Source organism: Azohydromonas aeria (assembly GCF_009760915.1).
Classification (GTDB): Bacteria; Pseudomonadota; Gammaproteobacteria; order Burkholderiales; family Burkholderiaceae_C; genus Azohydromonas; species Azohydromonas aeria.
Genome location: NZ_VIDQ01000002.1, coordinates 29,523 through 52,419, shown reverse-complemented (window position 1 = coordinate 52,419; position 22,897 = coordinate 29,523). Strand labels below are relative to the sequence as shown.

General features: G+C 66.2%; 20 protein-coding genes. 16 read left to right on the top strand and 4 right to left on the bottom strand.

Annotation, left to right across the window (positions count from 1 at the left end; translation table 11 throughout):
* Positions 1-2: 2 nt before the first annotated feature.
* Genes FJ694_RS02030 through FJ694_RS02020 form a run of 3 tightly spaced genes read left to right on the top strand, consistent with a single transcriptional unit; the run spans position 3 to position 4,486 of the window.
* Positions 3-1,061 carry a lactonase family protein gene (locus FJ694_RS02030; RefSeq protein WP_310735026.1) on the top strand — a complete coding sequence of 353 codons (1,059 nt, stop codon included), beginning with the start codon at positions 3-5 and terminating at the stop codon, positions 1,059-1,061.
* 19 nt (positions 1,062-1,080) lie between these two features.
* A complete protein-coding gene (acnA, locus tag FJ694_RS02025) occupies positions 1,081-3,714 on the top strand; it encodes an aconitate hydratase AcnA (protein WP_157263951.1) in 2,634 nt (877 codons plus the stop codon).
* Between the two features lie 22 nt (positions 3,715-3,736).
* Complete coding sequence (locus FJ694_RS02020; RefSeq protein WP_157263949.1) at positions 3,737-4,486, top strand: ABC transporter substrate-binding protein; 750 nt, start codon at positions 3,737-3,739, stop codon at positions 4,484-4,486.
* Between the two features lie 112 nt (positions 4,487-4,598).
* Here the strand turns inward: FJ694_RS02020 and FJ694_RS02015 are convergent, their stop codons facing one another.
* A complete protein-coding gene (locus FJ694_RS02015) occupies positions 4,599-6,626 on the bottom strand; it encodes a sigma-54-dependent Fis family transcriptional regulator (protein ID WP_157263947.1) in 2,028 nt (675 codons plus the stop codon).
* A gap of 401 nt (positions 6,627-7,027) precedes the next feature.
* Here FJ694_RS02015 and FJ694_RS02010 point away from each other — a divergent pair, with 401 nt between their 5' ends.
* The 5 genes from FJ694_RS02010 to FJ694_RS37550 all read left to right on the top strand — a co-directional run bounded on the left by FJ694_RS02010 (position 7,028) and on the right by FJ694_RS37550 (position 11,842).
* Entirely contained in the window at positions 7,028-7,651 is a 624-nt protein-coding gene (locus FJ694_RS02010; RefSeq protein WP_198320686.1) for a QcrA and Rieske domain-containing protein, read from the top strand.
* Positions 7,652-7,731: 80 nt separating this feature from the next.
* A complete protein-coding gene (locus FJ694_RS02005; RefSeq protein WP_157263945.1) occupies positions 7,732-9,453 on the top strand; it encodes a methanol/ethanol family PQQ-dependent dehydrogenase in 1,722 nt (573 codons plus the stop codon).
* A gap of 25 nt (positions 9,454-9,478) precedes the next feature.
* Positions 9,479-9,949 carry a DUF1097 domain-containing protein gene (locus FJ694_RS02000; protein ID WP_157263943.1) on the top strand — a complete coding sequence of 157 codons (471 nt, stop codon included), beginning with the start codon at positions 9,479-9,481 and terminating at the stop codon, positions 9,947-9,949.
* A gap of 42 nt (positions 9,950-9,991) precedes the next feature.
* Positions 9,992-11,431 carry an aldehyde dehydrogenase gene (gene aldA / locus FJ694_RS01995; protein ID WP_198320685.1) on the top strand — a complete coding sequence of 480 codons (1,440 nt, stop codon included), beginning with the start codon at positions 9,992-9,994 and terminating at the stop codon, positions 11,429-11,431.
* 276 nt (positions 11,432-11,707) lie between these two features.
* Positions 11,708-11,842, top strand: coding sequence for a hypothetical protein (locus FJ694_RS37550; protein ID WP_259373142.1), 135 nt, complete (start codon positions 11,708-11,710; stop codon positions 11,840-11,842).
* Positions 11,843-11,881: 39 nt separating this feature from the next.
* Here FJ694_RS37550 and FJ694_RS37545 read toward each other — a convergent pair whose 3' ends face one another.
* The 3 genes from FJ694_RS37545 to FJ694_RS01985 form a co-directional block, all read right to left on the bottom strand.
* Positions 11,882-12,016, bottom strand: coding sequence for a hypothetical protein (locus FJ694_RS37545; RefSeq protein ID WP_259373141.1), 135 nt, complete (start codon positions 12,014-12,016; stop codon positions 11,882-11,884).
* Positions 12,017-12,113: 97 nt separating this feature from the next.
* The gene (locus FJ694_RS01990) at positions 12,114-12,683 is read right to left on the bottom strand and encodes a DUF6880 family protein (protein ID WP_157263941.1); all 570 of its coding nucleotides are present in this window, start codon (positions 12,681-12,683) and stop codon (positions 12,114-12,116) included.
* Positions 12,684-12,997: 314 nt separating this feature from the next.
* Positions 12,998-13,267, bottom strand: coding sequence for a hypothetical protein (locus tag FJ694_RS01985; RefSeq protein WP_157263939.1), 270 nt, complete (start codon positions 13,265-13,267; stop codon positions 12,998-13,000).
* A 236-nt stretch (positions 13,268-13,503) separates the two neighbouring features.
* Here FJ694_RS01985 and FJ694_RS36620 point away from each other — a divergent pair, with 236 nt between their 5' ends.
* The 8 genes from FJ694_RS36620 (at position 13,504) to mobH (ending at position 22,896) form a co-directional block, all read left to right on the top strand.
* Positions 13,504-14,214, top strand: coding sequence for a histone (locus FJ694_RS36620; RefSeq protein ID WP_198320684.1), 711 nt, complete (start codon positions 13,504-13,506; stop codon positions 14,212-14,214).
* Between the two features lie 848 nt (positions 14,215-15,062).
* A complete protein-coding gene (locus FJ694_RS01975) occupies positions 15,063-16,082 on the top strand; it encodes a DUF7146 domain-containing protein (RefSeq protein WP_157263937.1) in 1,020 nt (339 codons plus the stop codon).
* Between the two features lie 236 nt (positions 16,083-16,318).
* Positions 16,319-17,407: a DUF932 domain-containing protein gene (locus tag FJ694_RS01970; protein ID WP_157263935.1), complete on the top strand. Its 1,089-nt coding sequence runs from the start codon at positions 16,319-16,321 to the stop codon at positions 17,405-17,407.
* Between the two features lie 217 nt (positions 17,408-17,624).
* A complete protein-coding gene (locus tag FJ694_RS01965) occupies positions 17,625-18,467 on the top strand; it encodes a helix-turn-helix domain-containing protein (protein ID WP_157263933.1) in 843 nt (280 codons plus the stop codon).
* Between the two features lie 265 nt (positions 18,468-18,732).
* Entirely contained in the window at positions 18,733-19,032 is a 300-nt protein-coding gene (locus FJ694_RS01960) for a flagellar transcriptional regulator FlhD (RefSeq protein ID WP_157263931.1), read from the top strand.
* Between the two features lie 155 nt (positions 19,033-19,187).
* Positions 19,188-19,496, top strand: coding sequence for a hypothetical protein (locus tag FJ694_RS01955; RefSeq protein ID WP_198320683.1), 309 nt, complete (start codon positions 19,188-19,190; stop codon positions 19,494-19,496).
* Between the two features lie 38 nt (positions 19,497-19,534).
* The gene (locus tag FJ694_RS01950) at positions 19,535-20,602 is read left to right on the top strand and encodes a FlhC family transcriptional regulator (RefSeq protein ID WP_157263927.1); all 1,068 of its coding nucleotides are present in this window, start codon (positions 19,535-19,537) and stop codon (positions 20,600-20,602) included.
* Between the two features lie 275 nt (positions 20,603-20,877).
* Positions 20,878-22,896 (top strand): MobH family relaxase, encoded by a 2,019-nt coding sequence (gene mobH, locus FJ694_RS01945; RefSeq protein ID WP_157263925.1) that lies wholly within the window; start codon positions 20,878-20,880, stop codon positions 22,894-22,896.
* Position 22,897 lies beyond the last annotated feature (1 nt).

The following is a 22,897-nucleotide window of genomic DNA, read 5'->3' as shown; positions in this document are numbered from 1 at the left end:
CGATGACGATGTTCGCCTACGTCGGCTGCCGCACCACGCGCGAGCGCAACGCGCGCGGCGAGGGCATCAGCGTTTTCGCGGTGGGCGCCGACGGCGCGCTGACGCTGGTGCAGCTTGTCAAGGACCTGGTCAACCCCTCGTATCTCACGCTCAATTGCGAGGGTACGCGGCTCTACACCGTGCACGGCGACCAAAGCGAGGCGAGCGCCTTTGCCGTGGACCGCGCCACGGGGCGGCTGTCCTTCCTCAACACGGTTGGCACCGAGGGCCGCAACCCGGTGCACCTGGCGCTGGACCCCGAGGAACGCCACCTGGTGGTGACGAACCACCTGGGCGCCAGCCTGGCCGTGCTGCCGCTGGCGCAGGACGGGTCGCTGCTGCCGCTGAGCCAGCTGGTGAAGGTGGACGGCCCCATCGGCCCGCACCGCGTCGAGCAGAAGCAGGTGAAGCCGCACTTCAACGCCTTCGACCCGTCGGGACGCTTCGTGCTGGTGCCGGACAAGGGTTGCGACTGCACCTGGTCCTTCCGCTTCGAGAACGGGCGGCTCATGCCTTGCGAGCCGGCCTTCGTGCACTCGCGCGAGGGCGCCGGGCCGCGCCACATGGCCTTCCATCCGCACGGGGCCTGGGCCTACGTCGTCAACGAGCTGGATTCGACCGTGACGGCCTACCGCTTCGATGCCGCCACCGGCGCGCTGTCGCCCTTCCAGTGGCTGCCCACGCTGCCCTTTGACTTCACCGGCGACAGCCGCTGTGCCGCCATCGCCATCGACGCATCGGGGCGGCGCCTCTACGCCTCCAATCGCGGCCACGACAGCATCGCCGTGTTCCGCATCGACCCGGTCTTGGGCCAGCTCAGCTTCATCGAGGCCGTGCCGACGGGCGGGCGCACGCCGCGCGCCTTCACGCTCTCGCCCGATGGCTCCTTGCTGTACGCGCTCAACGAGGACAGCGACAGCATCGTGACCTTCGCCGTCGACGCCGTCTCTGGCCGCCTTGCGCCCACCGGGCAGCAGGTTGCCACCGGCAGCCCGGTGTGCATGGTGTTTTCGGCGGCCTGACATTTCCCTTCGCAGTTCCATGTCCAACACTTCGTCCCAAGCCGCCGGCCGGCTCGCCGTCAACGGTGCCGAGCTGCGCTTCATTGACCTGCCGGCCCTGTTCGGCGAGCAGCTGAAAGAGCTGCCCACCGTGCTGCGTCTGCTGCTGGAGAACGTGCTGCGCCACACCAATGGCGCCGAGCGCGAGGCCGCAGTGGCGGCGCTGTTCGGCTGGCTGGAGACGGGCAGCAGCGAGGCCGAGATCGCGTTTCAGCCCGGGCGTGTGCTGATGCACGACACCACCAGCACCCCGGCGCTGGTGGACATCGCCGCCATGCGCGACGCGCTGGCCGAGGCCGGCGTCGATCCGGCGGTGCTCAACCCGGGGCTGCCGGTGGACGTGTCGGTAGACCATTCGCTGGCAGTGGAGGTGTACGGCCGCCGCGACGCGCCGCAGGTGAACCTGGGTCACGAGCTGCGCCGCAACCAGGAGCGCTACCGCTTCCTGCGCTGGGCTTCCAAGGCGCTGCGTGGCGTGCGCATCAACCCGCCAGGCACCGGGATCATGCACACCATCAACCTGGAGCAACTCGCCACCGTCGCGACCACCGAGCAGCGCGACGGCGAGGCCTGGGCCGTGCCTGACGTGATGATTGGCACCGACAGCCACACGCCCATGGTCAACGGCATCGGCGTGCTGGGCTGGGGCGTGGGCGGGCTGGAGGCGCAGACGGTGATGTTCGGCATGCCCACCATGCTGCGCATCCCGGACGTGATCGGTGTGCGCCTGACCGGCGCGCTGCGCCCGGGCGTGCTCGCCACCGACCTGGCGCTGACGGTAACGCAGCGGCTGCGCGCCATCGGCGTGTCGGGGGAGTTCGTCGAGTTCTTTGGTCCCGGCGTGTCCACGCTCAGTGCGGGCGAGCGCTCGGTGATTGCCAATATGGCACCCGAGTACGGCGCCACCACCGGCTTTTTCGCGGTGGACGACAAGACGCTGGACTACCTGCGCGCCACCGGCCGCTCCGCGGCGCATTTGGCGCTGGTCGAGGCCTACACGCAGCGCGCAGGGCTGTGGTTCGACCCCGAGGCGCGGCCGCACTTCACTCGCGGCATCGAGATCGACCTGGACACGGTCGCCATGCACATCGCCGGCCCCCAGCGGCCGCAGGACCTGCTGGCGTATTCGGATGCCGCCCGGGTGCTGGCCGCGCGCGGCTTCAAGCCCACGGCGCCGCATGCCGACATGCCGCGCCACCCCGTGGCGGTGGCTGCCATTACCAGCTGCACCAACACCTCCGACCCGGGCCTGCTGATCGCCGCCGGGCTGCTGGCGCGCAAGGCGCGTCAACGCGGCCTGAGCGTGCCGTACTGGGTGAAAACCTCGCTCTCGCCCGGATCGCCCGCCGCGGCCGCCTACCTGGAGCGCGCGGGCCTGATCGACGACCTCTCGGCCGTGGGCTTCGACATCGTCGGCTTCGGCTGCGCCACCTGCATCGGCAATCCCGGCCCGCTGCCCGACGTGATCCGCGACGAGCGCGCCAGGGGCACCATCCACCCGGTCGCGGCCACCTCGGGCAACCGCAACTTCCCCGGCCGCATCCACCCGGACCTGGATCTGGGCTTCCTGATGTCGCCGCCGCTGGTGATCGCCTTCGCGCTGGCCGGCAATGCCGAGGTGGACCTCAGCGCCGACCCGGTGCAGGTCGCGCCCGACGGCACGCCGGTGTCGCTGCAGGAGCTGTGGCCCACGCGCGAGGAAGTCGCCGCGCACCTGGCGCAGGCGCTGGACGCGGACGACTTCAGGCGCGAGTTCGCCATCGCTTCGGCCAACCCGATGTGGCAGGCGCTGCAAGCACCCGAAGGCGAGCGCTTCCCGTGGGATGCGAAGTCCACCGCGCTGCGGCGTCCGCCCTTCGCCTCGGTGGAAGCCGGCAGCCAGCTCGGCCGCTACAGCGCGCAGCCGCTGCTGGTGGTGGGCGACGACGTGACGACCGACCACATCTCGCCGGCCAGCGCCATCCCGCCCGACAGCCTGGTGGCGGACTTCCTGGTCGAGCGCGGCGACGACCGCAACGACCTGAACGTCTTTGCCTCGCGCCGCGGCAACTGGGAAGTGATGCTGCGCGCCGCCTTCCACAGCAAGACGCTGGTGAACCTGCTGAAACCCGGTATGCCGGTGGCGCACACGCTGCATGTACCCAGCGGCGAGGTTCTGCCGATATGGGACGTGGCGCAGCGCTACCGCGACGCGGGCGAATCCGTGGTGCTGGTGGCCGGCGAGCGCTACGGTACCGGCTCCTCGCGCGACTGGGCCGCCAAGGGCCAGCGGCTGCTGGGCATCCGTACCGTGCTGGCGATGAGTTTCGAGCGCATCCACCGTTCCAACCTGATCGGCATGGGCATCCTGCCGCTGCGCCTGCCGCAGGGCGCTGACCCGAAGTCGCTCGCGCTGCAGCCCGGCGACCGTATCGAGGTTGATGCCCAGCCCGACGCGCTGTCGCCGCGCTGCGCCGTGCCCGTGCGCGTGCTGCGCCGCGACGGCCGCGTCGAATCGTTCACCGCCACCGCCGCGGTGGAGACGCAGTTGGAAGTGGCGCTGCTGCGCGACGGCGGCGTGATCCCGGCCATTCTGAAGAAGACCATTGCCGAGCAGCAGGCCGCGCACGCTTGAACCTTGAACCTGGAACCTGGACATGCAGATCACGCAAGACCTCATCGCCGCTTTCGCTCCCACCGGCCGGCTGCGCGCTTCCATCAACCTGGGCAACCCGATCCTGGCCGGGACGGACCCTGCCACCGGCGCCGCCAAGGGCGTCTCCGTGGACCTCGCCACCGAGCTGGCGCGGCGCCTGGGGGTCGAGCTGGAGCTGATCGTGGTGGACGCCGCCGGCAAGTCGGTGGAAGTGGTGGCGCAGGAGAGGGCGGACGTCGGCTTCTTCGCCATCGATCCGCTGCGCGGTGCCGACATCGCCTTCACCGGCCCCTATGTGCTGATCGAGGGCTGCTATCTCGTGCGCGAGGGCTCGGCGCTGCGGGCCAACGAGGAGGTGGACCGCGACGGCCACATGGTCGTGGTCGGCAAGGGCAGCGCCTACGACCTGTACCTCACGCGCGAGCTTCAACACGCGCGCATCGAGCGCTCGCCGACCTCGCCGACGGTGGTGGATACCTTCATGGCGCTGGGCGAGGCGGCCGACGTGGCCGCGGGCGTGAAGCAGCAGCTCGAAGCCGACGCGGCACGCCTGGGCGGCCTGCGGCTGCTGCCGGGGCGCTTCATGGTCATCCGCCAAGCTATGGGCGTGCCCAAAAGCAGGGGCGCCGCGGCGGCCGCAGCTCTGGGAGCTTTCGTCGAAGAGATGAAAGCTTCAGGCTTCGTGGCCGAGGCACTGGCGCGGCATGGCATTCAAGGCGCCTCGGTAGCACCTGCAGGCAACTCTGCTTGACCCAAGCCGCTTACCGGGGCGGCGTTCCAGCGTTCCAGCTGATTCCAATTTCAATTTGGAAGTAAGACGACGATCCACTTCACGTTGTGAAGGTGCTGACAGGGTCGTGTAGCTATCGCAGTCCGTTGGCCACGTCCATTGGTGAAATGATTCCGAAGCGCTTCATCTGACGGTAGATCGTCGTTCTGCACTGTCCTGTCTTTGCCGCCACGGCCGAGATGTTCCAGCGGCAGGCTTGCAGCATCGCGTGCAACCTCTCCGCTTCTGGAGGCAGGCGCTTTACGAAATCGGTGCCTGCAGCCCCTGCCATGGAGCAGGGCAGCAGCAGCGATGCGGCCGGTGCCGCTGTTGCAACCACGGCCATCGCCTCGTCTGCCGTGACTTCAGGCGGCAGGTGCTCGCTCAGGATGCCTTCCTCGTCGCACAGGGCTAGTCCGTAGCGCAGCACGTTGCGCAACTGCCGCACATTGCCGGGCCAGCGGTACCGGCGCAGCAGCGACCGTGCCTCGTCGGAGAGGGCTGCGCGCACGCCGGCTTCGCTTGCCTCCTCCTCCAGGATCAGGTCGATGAGGTAGTCCAGGTCCTGGCGCTCGCGAAGGCCGGGCAGCAGCAGCGTGGCGCCGCACAGCCGGTAGTAGAGGTCCTCGCGGAAGCCGCCGGCGGCGATGGCCTGGCGCAGGTCACGGTGCGAAGCCGCAATGACGGTCAGCTCAACCCGCACCGGCTGCTCCGCGCCCAGTGGCAGCACCTCCTGCTCGGAGAGCACGCGCAGCAGCCGGGTCTGCAGGTGCAGCGGCATGTCTCCGATCTCGTCGAGGAACAGCGTGCCGCCGTGCGCCTGCAGGATCAGTCCCTTCATGCCGCGGCTGCGTGCTCCCGTGAAGGTGCCGGCGGTGTAGCCGAAGAGCTCGCTCTCGATCAGCGACTCCGGAATGGCGGCGCAGTTCACCGCCACGAATGGCTTCGCACGCCGGGAGCTGGACTCGTGCAGCGCGCGGGCGAACAGCTCCTTGCCGCTGCCGGTCTCGCCCTGGATGAGGATGTTGATGCGCCGGTTGGCCAGGCGTTGTGCCTGGTGCTGCAGCGCGCGCATCTTCCGGTCTTCGCCCGCCAGGCGCTGCAACGCCGCGCCCACGGGCAGCGCCGCAGCGCCGTCAGCGCCATCGCGTGAAGCGCTCTCCTGCACGGCTCGCACGCGCGGCGCGATCACGCTGCAGAAGTAGCTGCGCTGGTCTACCAGGGAGGGCAAGGAGCGCTCCATCGCGTCCGAGGCACGGGCCAGGCGCCAGATGTCATCCATCGTGGAGTCGAACAGCTCGGTGAGGTGGCGCCCCGCGACGGGATCGGTGCCTCGCCGCGGCGGCAGCGCGCGCAGCCATTGGCGGGCAGCGGCGCTGGCGCCCACGAGCACGCCCTCTGCATCGAAGGCCAACAGCATGTCGCCGGTCACGTCCACCAGGGCCCAGCTCGTGGCCAGGCGCAGGATCCAGCGGTCCCGGAAATGGCGCATGAACGTGGCGTCGCCAATCATGCGCCCATACAGGCGCGTGAGGTGCAGCGCCAGGTGCTGGCTCTCCCTTGCGTCAGTCTGTGCCTGCGCCGACACGTCGAGCACGCCCATGAGCCCGCCATCGGGGTGGAACAGCGGCGTGGTGCTGCAGCTCAGCCCGGTGTTGTTGGCATAGAAGTGGTCGGCGCTGTGGCAGGTCAGCGCGGTCTGTTCCTGGATGCAGGTGCCGATGCCGTTGGTGCCGGCAATGTGCTCCTGCCAGTTGGCGCCCAGGTACAGGCCGAAGCGCTGCGCGTCCCGGGCCCAGGTGTCGTTGCCGATGTAGTCGATGGTGATGCCATTGGCGTCGGTGAGCAGCAGCACGTAGCCCAGGTCCACCACGTGCTTGAAAAGCTGCTCCATGCCCGTGCGGGCAACCTGCAGGTACTCCTCCAGCCGCTCGCGCGACGCGCGCACGCGCTCGGCGCTTTCGACGCATGGGTCGAAGCGGTCCGCCGGGTCGAGCCCATGCTGGTGGTAGCAGCGGTGCCACGAGCGGTGGATCAGGCTGTCCGGCGAGTCGCTGGCGGGCACTGCGCCGCTGGCGGCACGCAGGACGCGCTCGACGTGCGGTTCGGAGGAATTCAACACGGCAACTCCTTCGGATTTGGGCCATCGAGACAGTTCGTCAAGCGCAGTTCTCAACACGGCCGGGCCAGTCCCGATGGGCCGTCCACACAGCCCGGACCGGATGGTCAACCGCGCACTGTATGCGAGAGCGCGGTGCCGTCGTGTCGGTATCGGCCCGCAGCCTGCAGAGCCGGCAACCGTCCCTAGCGCCTGGCCAGCGCATCACCTGTGGCCTTGCCAGGCCATCAACGCATCACCTGTACACCTTCCGCGCATCACTAGCACAAACCCGAAGGTGCACACGCAACCCGTTGATTTGAAAAGCCCAGCATTCCTTGCCTGGCAAGTGCAAGAGCGCTGACCGGACATGGCATGGGCCTTGCGCAAGGGCGTCGCCTCAACGCAGTTCCCAGGACATGACCATGAATCAGCGACGAATCACCACCGGCCCGATGCCCGTGCGCATCTGCTCGCCCGACCAGGCGCGTCGAGACGCCTTGCGGCGGGGCGCATGTGCCTGCATCGGCGCCGGTCTGAGCGCAGCCGGTATGGGTGCCGCCTGGGCCAATGAGACTGCCTCGCAGCGGCCGGTCGCCGGCGATCGACTGGTGCTCGCCGGTGGAGACGAGGCGCCGCGGCCCCTGGCGCCATCGGACGTTCCGCTGGGAGCCAAGCCCGTGCAGGTATTCCCCTTCGACGCCGCCGGCGGTGTGGTGCGCGATGGCTCGCGCCTGAACAAAGTTTTGCTGGTGCGGCTCGACCCCGCCGGGCTCGACCCCGCCGTGCGCAGCCGTGCCGCCGACGGGGTGCTGGCCTTCTCGGCGGTGTGCACGCACCAGGGCTGCGACGTCAGCGAATGGAACGAGGCCGAGAGGGCGCTGCTGTGCTTTTGCCACTTCTCGCGCTTCGACCCGGCCCGGCTCGGCCAGGTGATCGCCGGGCCGGCTACCCGCAGCCTGCCCAACCTGCCGCTCAAGGTGGACAGCGGGCTGCTGACCGTGGCCGGAGCTTTCAGCGCCGCTCCAGGCGCCAAGGCCTCGGGCTGACGCCCGCGGCCTGCCCCTGCGCAGCAGCACGAGGGCTGCTGCCGCTTGTAGATGCAACAACAACCTTTTCAGGAGACACCATGAAGACATCAAAGATCCTGCTTGCCGGCTGCCTGGTCGCGCTGCTGCCCACGGTTGCGTCGGCCCAGCTCAGGCCCTACGAGCCGGTGACGGACGCACGGCTGGTCAACCCGGAGCCGTCCAACTGGCTCATGTACCGCGGCAACTACGCCGGCTGGGGCTACAGCCCGCTGGAGAAGATCAACGACCGCAACGTCGGCAAGCTGAAGCTGGCGTGGTCCTACGTCACAGGCATGAGCGAGGGGCACCAGGCGCCGCCCATCGTCAACAACGGATACATGTACATCTCCACCCCGAACAACCAGGTCATCGCCTTCGAGGCCAAGTCCGGGCGGGAGCTGTGGCGCTACAAGAAGCCCATTCCCGAGGAGCTGCAGCAACTGCACCCGACCAACCGCGGCGTCGCGCTCTACAAGGACAAGCTCTATTTCGCGACCACCGACGCGATGGTGGTCGCGCTCGACCCGGCCAGCGGCAAGGAGCTGTGGAAGCAGCCCATTGGCGACTGGAGGGCCGGGTACTACTCGACACTGGCGCCGCTGGCGGCCAACGGCAAGGTGGTAGTGGGCGTCTCGGGCGGTGAGTACGGCGTGCGCGGCTACATCGTGGCGCTGGACGCCGAGACCGGCAAGGAGGTATGGCGCACCTACACCGTGCCGGCGCCGGGCGAGCCCGGCGGCGACACCTGGCCCGGCGAGACCTACAAGAACGGTGGCGCCTCGGTGTGGATCACCGGCACCTACGATCCCGAGACGAAGTTGTCCTACTGGGGCACTGGCAACGCCGCACCCTGGATGCCCGACACGCGCCAGGGCGACAACCTCTACGCCAACTCCACGCTGGCGCTGGACATCGACACCGGCGCGCTCAAGGGCTACCACCAGTACCACTGGAACGACGCGTGGGACTGGGACGAGGTGTCCGCGCCGCTGCTCATCGACGTGGAGCGCGGCGGCAAGAAGGTGAAGTCGCTGGTGCATGCCGGGCGCAACGGCTACCTGTGGCACCTGGAGCGCACCAGCGACCGCATCAACTTCGTGGATGCCTGGCCCTACGTGAAGCAGGACGTGTTCGCCTCCGTCGACCCGCGCACGGGCCGGCCGACCTACCGCGAGGACAAGCGCCCCGGCACGGGCAAGACGGTGTCGTTCTGCCCGTCCCTGTGGGGCGGCAAGGACTGGTTCCCGGAAGCCTACAGCCCCAAGACCGGCATGCTCTACGTGCCGGCCAACAACAACCTGTGCTCCGAGCTCAAGGGAGAGGCGGTCAACTACCGCAAGGGCGAACTCTACATCGGCGTGTCGCTGGACAACATCCTCACCAACGTGCGCATGACCGAGGAATCGCGCCAGCACGTGGGCGAGGTACAGGCCTGGAACGTGGGCGCCAAGAAGAACGTCTGGACCCACAAGTACCCGGAGATGAACTGGGGACCGCTGCTGGCCACGGGCGGCAACCTGGTGTTCGGCGGCGGCACCAACGACCGCATGTTCCGCGCCTTCAACGCTTCCACCGGCCAGGTGCTGTGGGAGTACCCGGCCAGCTCAGGCGTGACGGGCGTGCCGTCGTCCTTCGAGGTGGACGGCGAGCAGTACATCGCCGTGCAGGCTGGCTGGGGCGTGGATGCCGAACGCATGCAGGGCGCCTTCAACGCCGTGCTCAAGCACAAGACGCTGGTACCTCAGGGCGGCACGGTGATGGTGTTCAAGCTCGCCAAGTGAGCCCGACAACCCAAGGAGACTGGACATGAAACTGCTGCACACCCTGGCCCTGAGCATCGCCGCGCTGGTGGCGCTGTGGGTCTACCTGAGCATCGGCCGGCCCGAGTTGCGCTTCAATCCCTGGATCGGCTTCGTGGCCTGGGCGGCCTTCTTCGCGGCCGGTGGCGGTGCGACCGGGGCGCTGAAGTCGATTGCGGGCGGGCTGGCCGGCGTGGTGCTCACGGCCGCGACCATGGCTGCCGTCACGGCGCTGGGCGGCGGCCTGCCCTGGCTGATCGGCCTGGTGGCGCTGCTGGCCTTTGTGCTGGTGGCCATGGCCGACATCCCCGTGCTGGCCTACACGCCGGCCGCGTTCCTGGGCGCCGCCTCGTTCTTCGGCGCCGGCGCCAAGGCCGACGAGACCGTGCTGCTGGTGTCCATCACCTGGCTTGCCGGCGTGGCCTTCGGCTTCGCATCCGAGCACATGGGCAAGCGCTTCGCGCGTCCTGCGGCCTGAATGGCTCCCCACAAGACTTCCCCACGTGAAAGGTTGAAAACCATGATCACCGAGTACCGCAACTACATCAACGGCGAGTTCCTGGCCAACCCGGCCGGCTCGCTCATCGAGGTGCGCAACCCGGCCACGCACGAGCTGCTGGCCCACACTCCCGACGCGCCAGCCTGGGTGGTGGATCAGGCCGTGGAAGCCGCGCGCAAGGCCCAGCCCGGCTGGGCACGGCTGCCCGCGGTGCAGCGCGCTCGGCACCTGCGCGACATTGCCGCAAGGCTGCGCGAGCACAAGGAGATGCTGGCCCGCACGCTGACCTGCGAGCAGGGCAAGGTGCTGTCACTGGCCCGCGTCGAGGTGGACTTCACGGCCGACTACCTTGACTACATGGCGGAGTGGGCACGGCGCATCGAGGGCGAGGTGCTGGAGAGCGACCGTGCCGGTGAGAGCATCTTCATGCTGCGCAAGCCGGTGGGCGTGGCCGCGGGCATCCTGCCCTGGAATTTCCCGCTGTTCCTCATTGCCCGCAAGCTGGCGCCGGCGCTGGTGACGGGCAACACCATCGTCATCAAGCCCAGCGAGCTCACGCCGATCAACGCCTTCGAATTCGCGCGACTGGCCGCGCAGACGGACCTACCGCCGGGCGTGTTCAACCTGGTGGGCGGCACTGGCGCAGTGGCCGGCTCACACCTGGCAGGCCATCGCGACGTGGGCATCGTCTCCTTCACCGGCAGCGTCGAGACCGGCAGCCGCATCATGGCCACCGCGGCGCGCAATCTGACGCGTGTGAACCTGGAGCTCGGCGGCAAGGCGCCGGCCATCGTGATGGCTGACGCCGACCTGGACTTGGCCGCACGCGCCATCCATGCGTCCCGAGTGATCAACACCGGACAGGTCTGCAACTGCGCTGAGCGGGTCTACGTGCAGCGCAAGGTGGCCGACGACTTCGTCAGCCGCATCACGCAGCTCATGGCAGGCACGACCTACGGTGACCCGATTGCTGAGCCCAACGTGCACATGGGTCCGCTGGTCAGCCAGGCCGGGCTGGACAAGGTCGCGGGCCTGGTAGACCGGGCGCGTGCCGAGGGCGCGGAGGTGGTGCAGGGCGGACGCCGCGCGCAACTCGAGACCGGCTTCCACTACGAGCCCACCGTGATCACGGGCTGCCGCTCCGACATGGAGATCATGCGCAAGGAAATCTTCGCCCCGGTGCTGCCGGTGCAGGTGGTGGAGGATCTCGATGAGGCCATCGCGCTGGCCAACGACTCGGAATACGGCCTGACCTCGTCCATCTTCACGCGCGACCTCGCTTCGGCCATGAAGGCATGCCGCGAGCTGCAGTTCGGCGAGACCTACGTCAACCGCGAGCACTTCGAGGCGATGCAGGGGTTCCACGCCGGGCGCCGCAAGTCCGGCATCGGTGGAGCCGACGGCAAGCACGGCCTGTACGAATTCACCGAGACGCACGTCGTCTACATGCAGCACGGCTGAATCCGTAGTCTTGCCGCCTGGTGCCGCCTTGGCCCGTCAACCGAGGCGGCGCCCATGCACACAGGAAGCATGGCCCGAAGCGCGCGGGCCGTCGCTTCCGCAGCGCGGCGAGAGGTGGACTGTCCCCCGGCTACGGACCGCATCGCGGCATGCCCGTGGCTCCGAATGCTCTCGAATGAGCATACCTACCCTGACAACCCCATGGTTCTCTGCAAAAACAGCAACGTGTCTTCCTTCGCCGTGGCGCCTGCTCCGCCGCAGGAGTACGCTGCTGCGATGGCCGACGTCGAACGGCGTGCCTTGGCAGGCGAGCTGACGCTGGCGCAGGTCAGGCAGGAGATCTTTGCGCTGCGCGAGCGGTTCGGCGCAGGCGTCGCACTTGTGATGCAGTGGGCAGCGTGCTCGCGCTGAGCCTGGGGCCAGCTTCACGCGGGAGTCTCGAGGCGAGCTTCAATCGGACTTGGTTGAGAACTGGCTGGAGTCCGTAGCGATCAGCGTCGCGAAGGCGTACTGCATGAAGAGCAGGATGGCGTGGGCCTGGGGCTTGATTTCAAAAGCGTGCAGTGCGGTCTGCGAGTACGTCATATCTCTTTATGCCAAATTCCCTTCCTACAAAGTTGAGAAAGCATCCATGTTTACATAAATACAATTGTAGTGGTTGTGTTTGCAATCATCCCGACGCTCAGTACAACCGCTCGTCTAGTCTTGAAACGTCGCTCTGATCGAGCAATTTGCCAGCATCACGCAACAGGGCATGTCGACCGCCATAGTTGTCCTGGGACAGCAGTTCCATGAGCCGGGTCAGCCAGCCGCCGGCAGGCGTCTTGCACCGCGATGCCGCGCACAGCCAGAGCCCGCAGGCTGCTTCCATTGCTCGTCCGATGTCTCCGTAGGAGTCGTCGACACGCTCGAAGAAGTCGGCGTCGGCCTCGATGAACGCTTCGGCCAGCTCCAGCACCGCGCTCGGATCCGTGGCCATCAACTCGCGCTCGACCTGCTCCAGCCAGATCTCCAACTCCGTGCCGAAGTGGCTTGATTCAGGGAACTTCAGGTATTTGTCATCCCGACGCCAGCGCGCCAGGATTTCTCGAAATTGCGAGGCGACCAACGCTGGTTGATTTGCCAAGCGAAGTCGCGACAGGCGTCGTGCGACCACGTCGTAGTCCTGGGCCAGTTCCAGAAGCACCGATGCAAGGACGTCCGCGTCCTGATCGCGTAGAAAGGCTTCCAGGCCGTCATCGTGCTGATCCATTGGAGCGATATGTCCTCACCAGGCTTTGGATAGGCCGCCTTTGTCGCTGTTCACGCTCCATGGGGTCTACCGGCTTGGGCCTGTTGCATAGGGCCTTGCTGTTTTCTTCACTTTCCCGCGCACGACTTGGCATGCGATGCCAGACGAGAACTGCAGGAACTCGTTGTTCAACAATATTTGAACGCCCGCAGTGTGCATGGAAAGATTAGGTTTATCCAACATGCCGGACCCGTCAGCGGATCGTTCGGCGGTCAGCCGCGTTCAAGGCTGCTGTGCCCATCCTGAGAACCAGCTATGTTCGCAAGACGGCACGCTCATGTGCCGGTGCGCATCCACTGCCCGACTGCTTCAGCCAGTGCACGCTCCGCTTCACTGCCATCGCAGCCAGCGGTAGGAGCAGCCAAATGCTGCTCCAGCGACCAGCCCTCGGGCCGACTGCTCTCCCACCACGCCCTGGCCGCGGCGGCCAGCGCCTGCATGGGCACCGGTATCTCGCTGGCCATGGCGTCGGATGGTCCGACGCTTGTGGAACCCGGGCCGAATGCAAACTGCAGCATCATCCCCACAGGGCTGGTTCGGTTCATGGGCGCCCTTTCACATCTGGTCCAGCTTCGCCAATGTACCGCGCGCAGGCTGCGCCAAATGGCGCATCAGCTATTGGTTTTGCCGGGATCGCCGAAACCCGGCCCCGCGGACCGCAGGTATCGGGCGATAGGGTTTCGTGTTCCTGCCCACTGATTCGTTCAAAGGCATACGCGAGCAACGGCAATAATCGTCGACTGTTACAACACCAGTTCCTTCGTTGAGGAGGTACACGACCATGCCAACCAAGAAAATTTCCGCTACCAATAAGGCCGCTGCTACCAAGTCCGCTGCGAAAAAGGCAGCACCCGTCGCCAGGAAAGCGGCGGCCAAGAAGGCTGCACAGCCGGAGGCAGCAGCCGCCACGTTCCGCACGAAGATCGACCTGACCAACCTCGTTGTCGGCGCCAAGACGGTCAAGCAACTCGCTCGGGCGGTGGCCAAGCTGGCGCAGACCTTGGCCAGGATGGACGAGAACGGCGCCGTGAAGCTGGAGCAGCCGGTGACGGCCAAGGCAGCGCACTTAGCAACGACCGATGTCAAGGCTGCCAAGCGCTTCGGCATGCAAGAAGGCCGTGCACCGCGCGGTGCCAAGACCGCAGATCCGGCTGCCAAGAAGACCGCTGCCGTGAAGGCAGCAGAGCCGCTGGCTGCCGCGCCTGCGAAGAAGGCCGCCGCCAAGAAAGCCGCGGCCAAGAAGACACGTGCCCAGCCAGCAGCAGACAGCGCTGAGGTGAGGGAGGCAGACGATGTGGCTGCACCCGTTGCGAAGACGCGCGCGGCGAAGAAGGCATCGGCCAAAAAGGCATCGGCCAAGAAAGCGGCTCGCAAGACTGAGAAGGTCAATGGCTCGAACGAGCCCGCACGTGCCGCGGACGGTGCATCTGCTGCCGCTCCTAAGGCGCCGCCGGCCACCGACACCCCGGGCGCTGAAGCTGCCGCATTCTGAGGGCTGAACGCTTGGTACAAGCGCTGCCCTGCCAGCCGGAGTGATTCGGCACTCGGGGCGGGGACGGCGCGCTGGCGGCTTTGTCCGAGCCAACGGTGACAGGCCTGTACCTTGACATCGCAGCTTCGGGAGGCACGACACGGGACAGTCGAGCTTGATCACTCCGGACGGTGATGAGGCCAGGCGACCGCGAGTCGGCTCGGCTTCCGTCCTTGTCGTGGTGAAGCAGTGCTTTGAGAGTTCCTGTATGCCAACGTCGCTGGAGAGGAAATTCGAGCGGCCATTGCAAGCAGCGAGGCTTCAGGACGCAATATGCGCATCCTCTCGGTCGTTTCCTTCGCGCGCCAATCACGCACGTTGGATTGGACCCGATGGTTTTCCACAGGTAGCTGTCATACCTGGCGTCTCAAGGCGCGAAGTCAGCCCTAGAGCACTGTGCCGCAACCGCGGCGCGACGTAATTCGCATGAAGCCGTGCCTGCCAAGGCACGCACGCGTGGCCATGAACTTGCCCTAGCCGGGCTCGCTTCTGTGGCCACTGCCGTGAGGGTCGCACCTCATATGCCCAGACCGTGCCGTCAGGCGCGGTGCTGAGCGCCAGCATTCGCGGCATCACCTGCACGCAACGAGTTCACTGACTGTCATCGCAGACAGGCCAGTCGCCGCGCCTTCCTGCCTTGCGAGGAAGACGTCAACGCATGCGCCGGCACACCTGATCGGCCGCATGCCCACGATGCCCAGCTACGGGCGTCGCCACGAAGCGCACTTGATTCGCGGTGTGCTGCTCTCCCGAGCAGCTGCACGCGGCCGGCTCGCGCTTTTCATCCATCTAGCCTTACGGAGCCCGAGATGAGCAATCAAGATGATTTCGAAGAGCGAGTCCGTGAAGTGAAGGCACGGGCCTACGGCCACTGGACGGGGATCCTGACCGCCTTGGGGGTCGATCCAAAGATCCTGAACCGAAAGAACCAGCCCTGCCCGATGTGCGGAGGCACGGACCGGTTCCAGTACACGGACAAGTTCCAGGAAGGGAACTACTACTGCCGCTCGTGCGGCGCCGGCGGCGGGCTCAAGCTCGCTCAGCACACCCTTGGATTGAGGTTCGGCGAATTGCTCGAGCGCATCGAGCAGCAAGTGGGACGTCTGCCATCGAAGCCCGTCGAGCACAGCGGCCCGTCCGCGCAGCGGATGAAGCAGCTGTGCCAGCGCATCTGGCACGAGGCGCGCCCGATCACCGCCGGGGACGAGGTGGACCGGTACCTGCGCAATCGCGGCCTGGTCCTGGAGCACTACCCGCGCACGCTGCGTTTCCATCCTGAATTGGGGTACTACAGGAAGGATGGAAGTGGGAAGTCCGTAAAGGTTGCCGCCTACTCGGCCATGCTGGGTTGTGTTCAGGGCCCTGACGGACACGGCATCACGCTGCACCGGACCTACCTCAGCGACGGTGCCAAGGCCTTGGGCGAAGAGTCCAAGAAGCTGCTGTCCAGCGGCATCGAGGGAGCAGCAGTACGGCTGCAGGAGCCAACCGACGAGCTCGGCATCACCGAAGGAGTCGAGAACGGCCTTGCCGTGCAGCTGGCCACCGGCAAGCCTGTCTGGGCCGCGCTCAACTGCGGGAACCTGGAGCGCATCTGGATTCCGGACACGGTTCGCCGGATTTGCATCTACGGCGACAACGATGCCGACGGCGGCTTCGAGGGGCAGGCGAGCGCCTACGTGCTCGCACGACGGCTGATGCGCGAGTCGAAGCGCGTGCACGACAAGGGCTTGTCCCGCGAAGTGCAGGTCTTCATCCCGCGGCGCAGCGGTACCGACTGGGCCAACGTTTGGTTCGCGAAGGTTGCGAGCCTGCGCCAGGCGGCATAAGCTCGGAGGGGTGGCGAAAGCCGCCCCTTCTTCAGCGGGCCTGTCCATGCGGGCGCGGTGAAGAAGGATCTCAACTGGTAGCTGCCATACCAGGCCGCTTCTGCGGCAAAGGTAGCCTCTACGCGCAGGGCACATACGCCCTACATCCGCCAGTCGCGTCAATGCGACTGGTCCAACCCCCGCGGGGACGCGCTCCCCGAGGGGGATGCCGTCCCCGTTTTTCTTTGGAGTTCCAAATGAAGAACGGACGTACTCTTCTGCAGCTCGCCGAGGAACTGCAGCGCCAACTCGCCAGCAAGCGCGACATGATCGTCCCCACGGTACTGATGGACCATCAGACCCAGGGCGGTGAGACCAGCATCGCCATCACTGCTCCCGATGGCGTGCAGAGCTACAAGACAACGGAATTGTTCCGTCGGCAACTTGCGGACAAGCTGAAGATTCCCTTCGCTTACTTCGAGCGCATGCGCGCCACGCAGCCTGAGCTGCTGGACCGCAATGTGAACACGTGGCTCAAGAACGAGCCCGAACAGCGCATGGTGCGCACGCTCGACGGGCAGGCTCGCGCCTACTTGTCGGACCGGTATCGCCGGCTGGATAACTACGACTTGATGGAGCACGTGCTGCCAATGCTCAGGGAGCTGCCTGGCGCGCGCATCGAGTCGTGCGAGCTCACGCCGGTGCGGATGTACCTCAAGGTCGTCACGCCCAACGTCGAGTACGAGATCCGGCGTGGCGACATCATCCAGGCGGGCGTTGTCATCAGCAACAGCGAGGTCGGCCAGGGAACGCTCTCGGTCCAACCCCTGATCTACCGGCTCGTGTGCAGCAACGGGATGATCCTGCCCGATGCGGCGATGCGTAAGTCCCACGTCGGCCGCACTGCCGAAGCGTCCGAGAACGAGATCACGTTGTTCAAGGACGACACCCTGGAGGCCGAGGACAAGGCCTTCTTCCTGAAGGTCCGCGACGTGGTGCAAAGCGCCGTGTCGGAGGCCACGTTCACGCTGGCCGCGGAGAAGATGCGGCGCACGCTGGGCATCCAACTTGGCGCTGACCCCGTCAAGACGGTGGAGAACCTGGGTGTTCGCTACCTGCTCAACGAGCAGGAGCGCACCGGCGTTCTGCGCCACTTCATCAGCGGTGGGGACCTCTCCGGCTACGGCCTGGTCAATGCGGTCACGGCGTTCGCCCAGGACGTCGACGACTACGACCGGTCAACCGAGCTTGAGGCGCTGGGCGGCAAGCTCATTGACCAGAAGGCCTCCGATTGGGAGGCATTGATGGCCAAGGTCCGGCCGCTGCCGCTGCCCGCTGCGGCCTGACCGGCACGACCGGATTAGTTCTCCTCCCAACTTGTTAGGGCATCACCTGTCCAAGGTGATGCCCTTTTCCTTTCTTGCGACGTGAACGATTGCACATGAATGCGCGTTGAACATCGGGATGCCGGCAGGGGCAACAACGGCTTTCCGCATACGTAACGCCCGCCTACACTCCGAGCCCAATCCGCGCACCTTCACCACTTTTTGATCAAGACCACTCATGGAACGCAGTACCGAGTCCGAGGCGCTCAGCCACTTCAAGACTGACGCCCTGGTGGCCTTGCTCGACAGACATGGTGTTCCGGAACGGCAGCGCGTCAACACGCTGGAAAAGGCGACCGGAATCTCATACGGTGCCGCGCGGCGTCGCATAACAGGAGAGACGGGGCTGGAGGTTGCTGAGGTGGTGAAGCTGGCGGCGTTCTTCAAGGAACCGCTGTTTTCGCTTCTCGGTGCGTTGGTTGACGAAGCCGGTCATCCCGCCACGGCGTGCATTGGCGGAATGCAAATTCCCTGCTGCATTTGGCCCGGACCTTCATCTTCGGACTCGCCGCGCTTGGGGCTCTTCGTCGCGTACCGCGGCGAGTCCGACAAGTGGATCGTCGTGCCGGCAACTGAAGCGGGAAACCGCCCAACCAATGAGGTGCGACGCATTGTCTACGAGGCCAGTACGCTGCCCAAGATCGCCATCGTCTCGCGCGATGCAGCTTTCTGTGCCGCTGCCTTGCAAACGCTGCGCGCCCGGGGTCTGGATCCAACTATCTACCCTGCGGCGAAGAGTCTGCGCCACGCCATGCAGGCAACCAGTTTCGACGGTTATGTGCTTGATGAAACTGTGCTGTCAAAAGACCTGGAACCCACGCTCGATGAGGTGCGTGGGCGCAGTACCGCCGCGCCAATCATCGTGCTCACCACGCCAAATAAGGCAGATCGCAACCAAGAGCGCGCACTAGAGACTGTTGTCAACAATTTCCACGTTCAGCTCTATGACAAGCCGACACGTATGCTGCACCTGTGCAGTGCGTTGGAGCTGGGTTTGAGAACCGCAGCACGCAGTCGCTGACAAACGGAAAATAGCGGCCGGCACCAGCGGCGTGCTGTTTTGCTTGAATAATTCTTCCGTTAGCGGCGAAATTTCCGTCTAGCGAATTCTAGTTTCCAAAAAATGAAAATGTAAAGTTGCACCACTTGAATAAGTGGTGGCGTCCACTGTTGCTGGTGCCTACGCTTTGCAGCAGGTTGACGACGAACGGCGAAAGTCAACCTGATGTGGCGGTTCGAGACGGAATCAACCGCATCGCACCGCCTTGGCAGACCGGAAAGTCAACATGGACGTGCTGTCGGACATCAAGCGGCTGAACCTCTACAGCCTCATGTGCATGCGAGACATGGCACGTGCAGACATCGCCGCTGCCATCGTTCGGTTTGGAGTTTCCCGTGAGGCTCTTCAGCGCATCGGAACCATGCCGCCGCATTGCCTCCTTGAGCTGGTTCAACGGGTCGGCGAACGCAGCCTTTTCAAGCCGTGTGTCGATATAGCTGTACTGCTTGACAGAGCAGAAGGCAGTGCGAGCGCCGGCCACTTGACAGCCGACACCCCAACGATCGCCAAAGTTCGCAAGGGTTGAACGAACGTCTTCAGGTAGGTGCTTGAACGTTTGTAGCGGGCTGCAAAGGTTCATGCACTGCCACTTTGGGCCGGCGACGAGCAGCGAAAGCCGGTCTGTTTGAGCAACCTGACAAGGTTGCTCTGCCGCCTGAAAAAGCAGACCGGAGATACACCGTGCATGAACGAATGCTAAGTGACGTGGAGCAGGTCAACTTCACGATTCTGTGCCTCATCCGGGATGCCGCGCTCGCCGACATCGCTGATGCCGTCACACAATTCAAGCTCAGCACACCGGAGCTGCAGCAACTGTGCAGCCTGGGACCAGACGGCGTCCTTGCTCTTGTCCATGCCGCCGGCAACGAGCTTCTCTTCCAGCCCCACCGCAATCTCGGCGGCTTGCTCGAAGTTCCGACATCGGTCCTCGGCATCATGTTGTCGGCGCAACGAATAAGCTCTGTGCCTGCTGCTTCATCCGCTTTGTAAGTCCCGCCTGCAGTGTCACGCCACTGGAGCCAGGCGGCATGTACAGGCTCACGACCTTGGAAACCGCGAGGCAGTGCCTACGGCTTGGTGCCCGGCCTCGCACCACGCAATGGCTGACCGGGCTGAGCAACAAGGCGGTCTTGCGTCTGACCGCCGAGGCCAATGTCGCGATACCGCGAGGAAGGCCGCCCTATAGCGAGGAGCTCTTTCACAGCGCCGCGCTGTCCGTCAAGGCGGAAATCTCCACGTTCGCGGGCGACTACGCGTTCCTGATTGAGCAGCAGGTCCTGCCTGCGCAGGCGCTCATCAGCGCATACCGGCACTACTGCGCCGGCCGCCTGGAGCCCGCTTTCTCGTTCGACCAGGCGTTCTTCATCGTCTCCTGCCTGAGCGGCCTGTGGGCGGCGCCGAAGCGCACTCTGTTCCTGCGGCCCTGCGGAGGCTGCGCCAGCCTGCACCTGGTGAGCAACCCCGACGTGCCGACCGCGTGGTGCCCTTTCTGTGCTCCTCATGCGCCCAAGGCAGTCGTCATGCAGCTGCCTTCGTTGCAAGTCGTAGCTCGCCGCGGGGAGAGCGTTCAAAGCGCGGCTGCCTCAGCGCTGGAGCAACGCATCCAGGCGATTCGGATGCAGGAGGCGTTGGAGCGCCTGGGCGCCAGCCAGCGGCACGTCCAGATCCTGGCCGGCTCTGCGGCCGATGGCGACGGCGAGGGCGAAGGTGCGCGAGCCGGCCTCGGCAAGGAAATGCCGCTCGAGCGTTGGAGCCGGCAAGTCAAGACCCTGGATCGCGCCGTGTTTGCCGCCCTGGCCTGCACGTACCGCCGCGTGTCGGACGAAGGATGCACGGTCGAGCAGGCGTTCGTGGCTGCGTTCCGGCATGTCTCTTCGCTGCCGGGCCCAGCGCCCGCGCGGCTGCGGTTCGACCGGGCATTCAACGTCATAGCCGCCCTGGACGGTCTCTGGGGGTCTCAACGTGGCCTGGAACTCGTGCAGTGCCCTCGCTGCCGATCGCAGCACCTGTCGAGCCTGCTGGAACTTGAGCCGGCCCACTGTCCGTTTTGCCAGGTCGCGCGCCGTCCAGTGGTGTTCGGGCTCAAGCAGCGCTGAGCAAGCCGAAACCTGCGGGACACGGTTCCCGGGGACCTAGGCTCAAGTCAGGCAAAAACGGCGTGATTTTTCGTGGACCGTCACAGCCGCGCTGCCCATGATCGGTGCCGCAATCACCTGGCGCTGACATGCCGATACGCGAGCTCCTTGCGCGAATGCCCTTTCCCTGGCCCTCCGCCCGTGCCCCGGCACCGGCTGCCCGTGTCGAGCCGCCCATCGAGCCTGCCTCTGCCGCAGCACCGCCCGGCGGCGGCAGCGCCTTGCATGCCCGTTCCGTGGACGAGTTGCTTGCTCCACACGGCGAGTTGCTTGGCCGGCTGAAGCTCTGCTACGGCTGCGACCGCGCAACCTTCGTCGCGGACCTTCTCACCCCTGTGCGGGCGTATGCGGCCTACGTCGGATCGCTTCCGGCGACCCCTGACAACTACTTCTGTGAGCCCGGCGGCTTGTTGCGCCTGGGGCTCGAAGTCGGGTTCGTCGCGCTGCAGGCAACGGACGGCCACATCGTGTCCGGCCGTTCCACCATCTCAACGCGTCAGCAGCTCGAGCCGCGCTGGCGCCATGCCACGTTCCTTGCCGGCCTGTGCGCCGAGATGCACCGCACGCTGAGCCACGTCGTCGTCACCGACGTGCAAGGCGAGGAGTGGCCTGCGTATCTGGCACCGCTGTCGCAGTGGCTGGCGGATCGAGGCCAGGCGCGGTACTTCGTGCGGTGGCCCGTCAACGCACAGGAATTTCCGGCGCTGGGCCTATGCGCACTGTCCCAGGTGGTGCCGTCGGCGGTGCTGCAGCATCTCGCCTCGGGCAACAACGTCGTGGTGCCGCAGCTGATTTCCACTCTGTCTGGCAGTCCTCTGCTCAGGGAGCCCAACATGATGGCGGAGATAGTGCGGCGCTCCGCAGCCCTCGTTGTCGACCGGGATCTCATCATCTGCGCCAGCCGCAGCGGCCGGCCCGTACTGGGCGCCCACCTTGAGCGCTATGTCCTGGACGTGATGCGACGGCTCGTGGTCTCCCATCAGGCATGGGAGCCCAACGGCGATCGCTCGCGCGTCTGGCTTGGGCGTGAAGGGCTGTTCCTGGTCTGGCCCAACGCCGCCAACGAAATCCGCAAGGTATTCGAGGACGACGAGACCCCCGGCATGCCCAAGACGCCGCAGGAGATGCAGGATGTCTTGCTGGCGTCTTCCGTCGTGGAGCCGTTTGCTCTTGATCAGCCGCTGTGGACCATCGCGCCTCCCCCCGGCGGCCAGCCGCTACAGGCGCTCAAGCTCACCACGCCGGAGATCCTGCTGCCGGTCCATGCTCAAGGCCCTCGCGCGTTGACGTCGCCTTTGGTCCAGGCTGCTCCAGCACCGGTTGCTGCGGCCGCAGCTGCCGCCACTGCGCAACGGACGGCTACGGCAGCGGCCTCCCCCGGAGTGAGCTCCACGCCAGCATCACCAGGCCCGCGCCCCGGTGCGAGCACCATCCAGGCATCCAACCCACAGGGAAGCCGGCCTGCAGGCGTGTCCGCAGCGCAGCCGGTCTCCGCGATCGTCCCTGCTGCACCTGCTGCTCCGGCCGTGCAGCCCAAAGCCGTGGCGGCCCCGCCGCAGCATTCGCAAGCTGGCGCCGCCTGTCCTGTCGCACAGGCCTCACCCGCTGCGCCGCCAGCGCAGCCTCCTTGCCAAGCAGGCGCCGTGGCACCCGAGGCGGTCCTCGCCACCGCGCTGGACCCCCAGCTTTGGCTGCCGGGCATAGGGCCCGCGCCGATGCAAGCACCGGCATCTGACCCTGTGCCTGCAGCCGCCTCTGAGCCGGTCCCTGCTGGTGAACCTCCGCCGGCGCTCCCCACCGCGGCCGCGCCGGCCGTACCTGCCACCCAGCCGCCCGACGCGGAACCGGTAGCTGCAGGCAACAGCGCCTCGGCTGCGCCAACACCGGCCGACACCGGCGCTCTCCCTGCACCACTACCGCCGACTCCACTCGCCTTGCAGGCCCCGATGCGCCTGAACAGAAAGGTCCGCGACGCGCTGGCGCTGGCTGTCGAGTCGCTCAACGGCGAACCCCGCGCGGCGTCCGCCATGACCACCCCGGCTGGCGTCTTTGTGCCGCTGAGCTTTCTTCGAGCACAACGGGTGGAGGCGCCGGTAGCGCTTCGAGAGCTCGCTGAGAACGCCATGGTGTCGACGCGCGCCGATGGGCGCGCCGTCACTGAAAAGCACGAGTTCGCCGGCGAGATGGAGCTTGGCATCGTGCTCAAGCCGGCATTCGTCAAGGGCTTCAACCCGGCTGACTTCACGGCGGATTGAC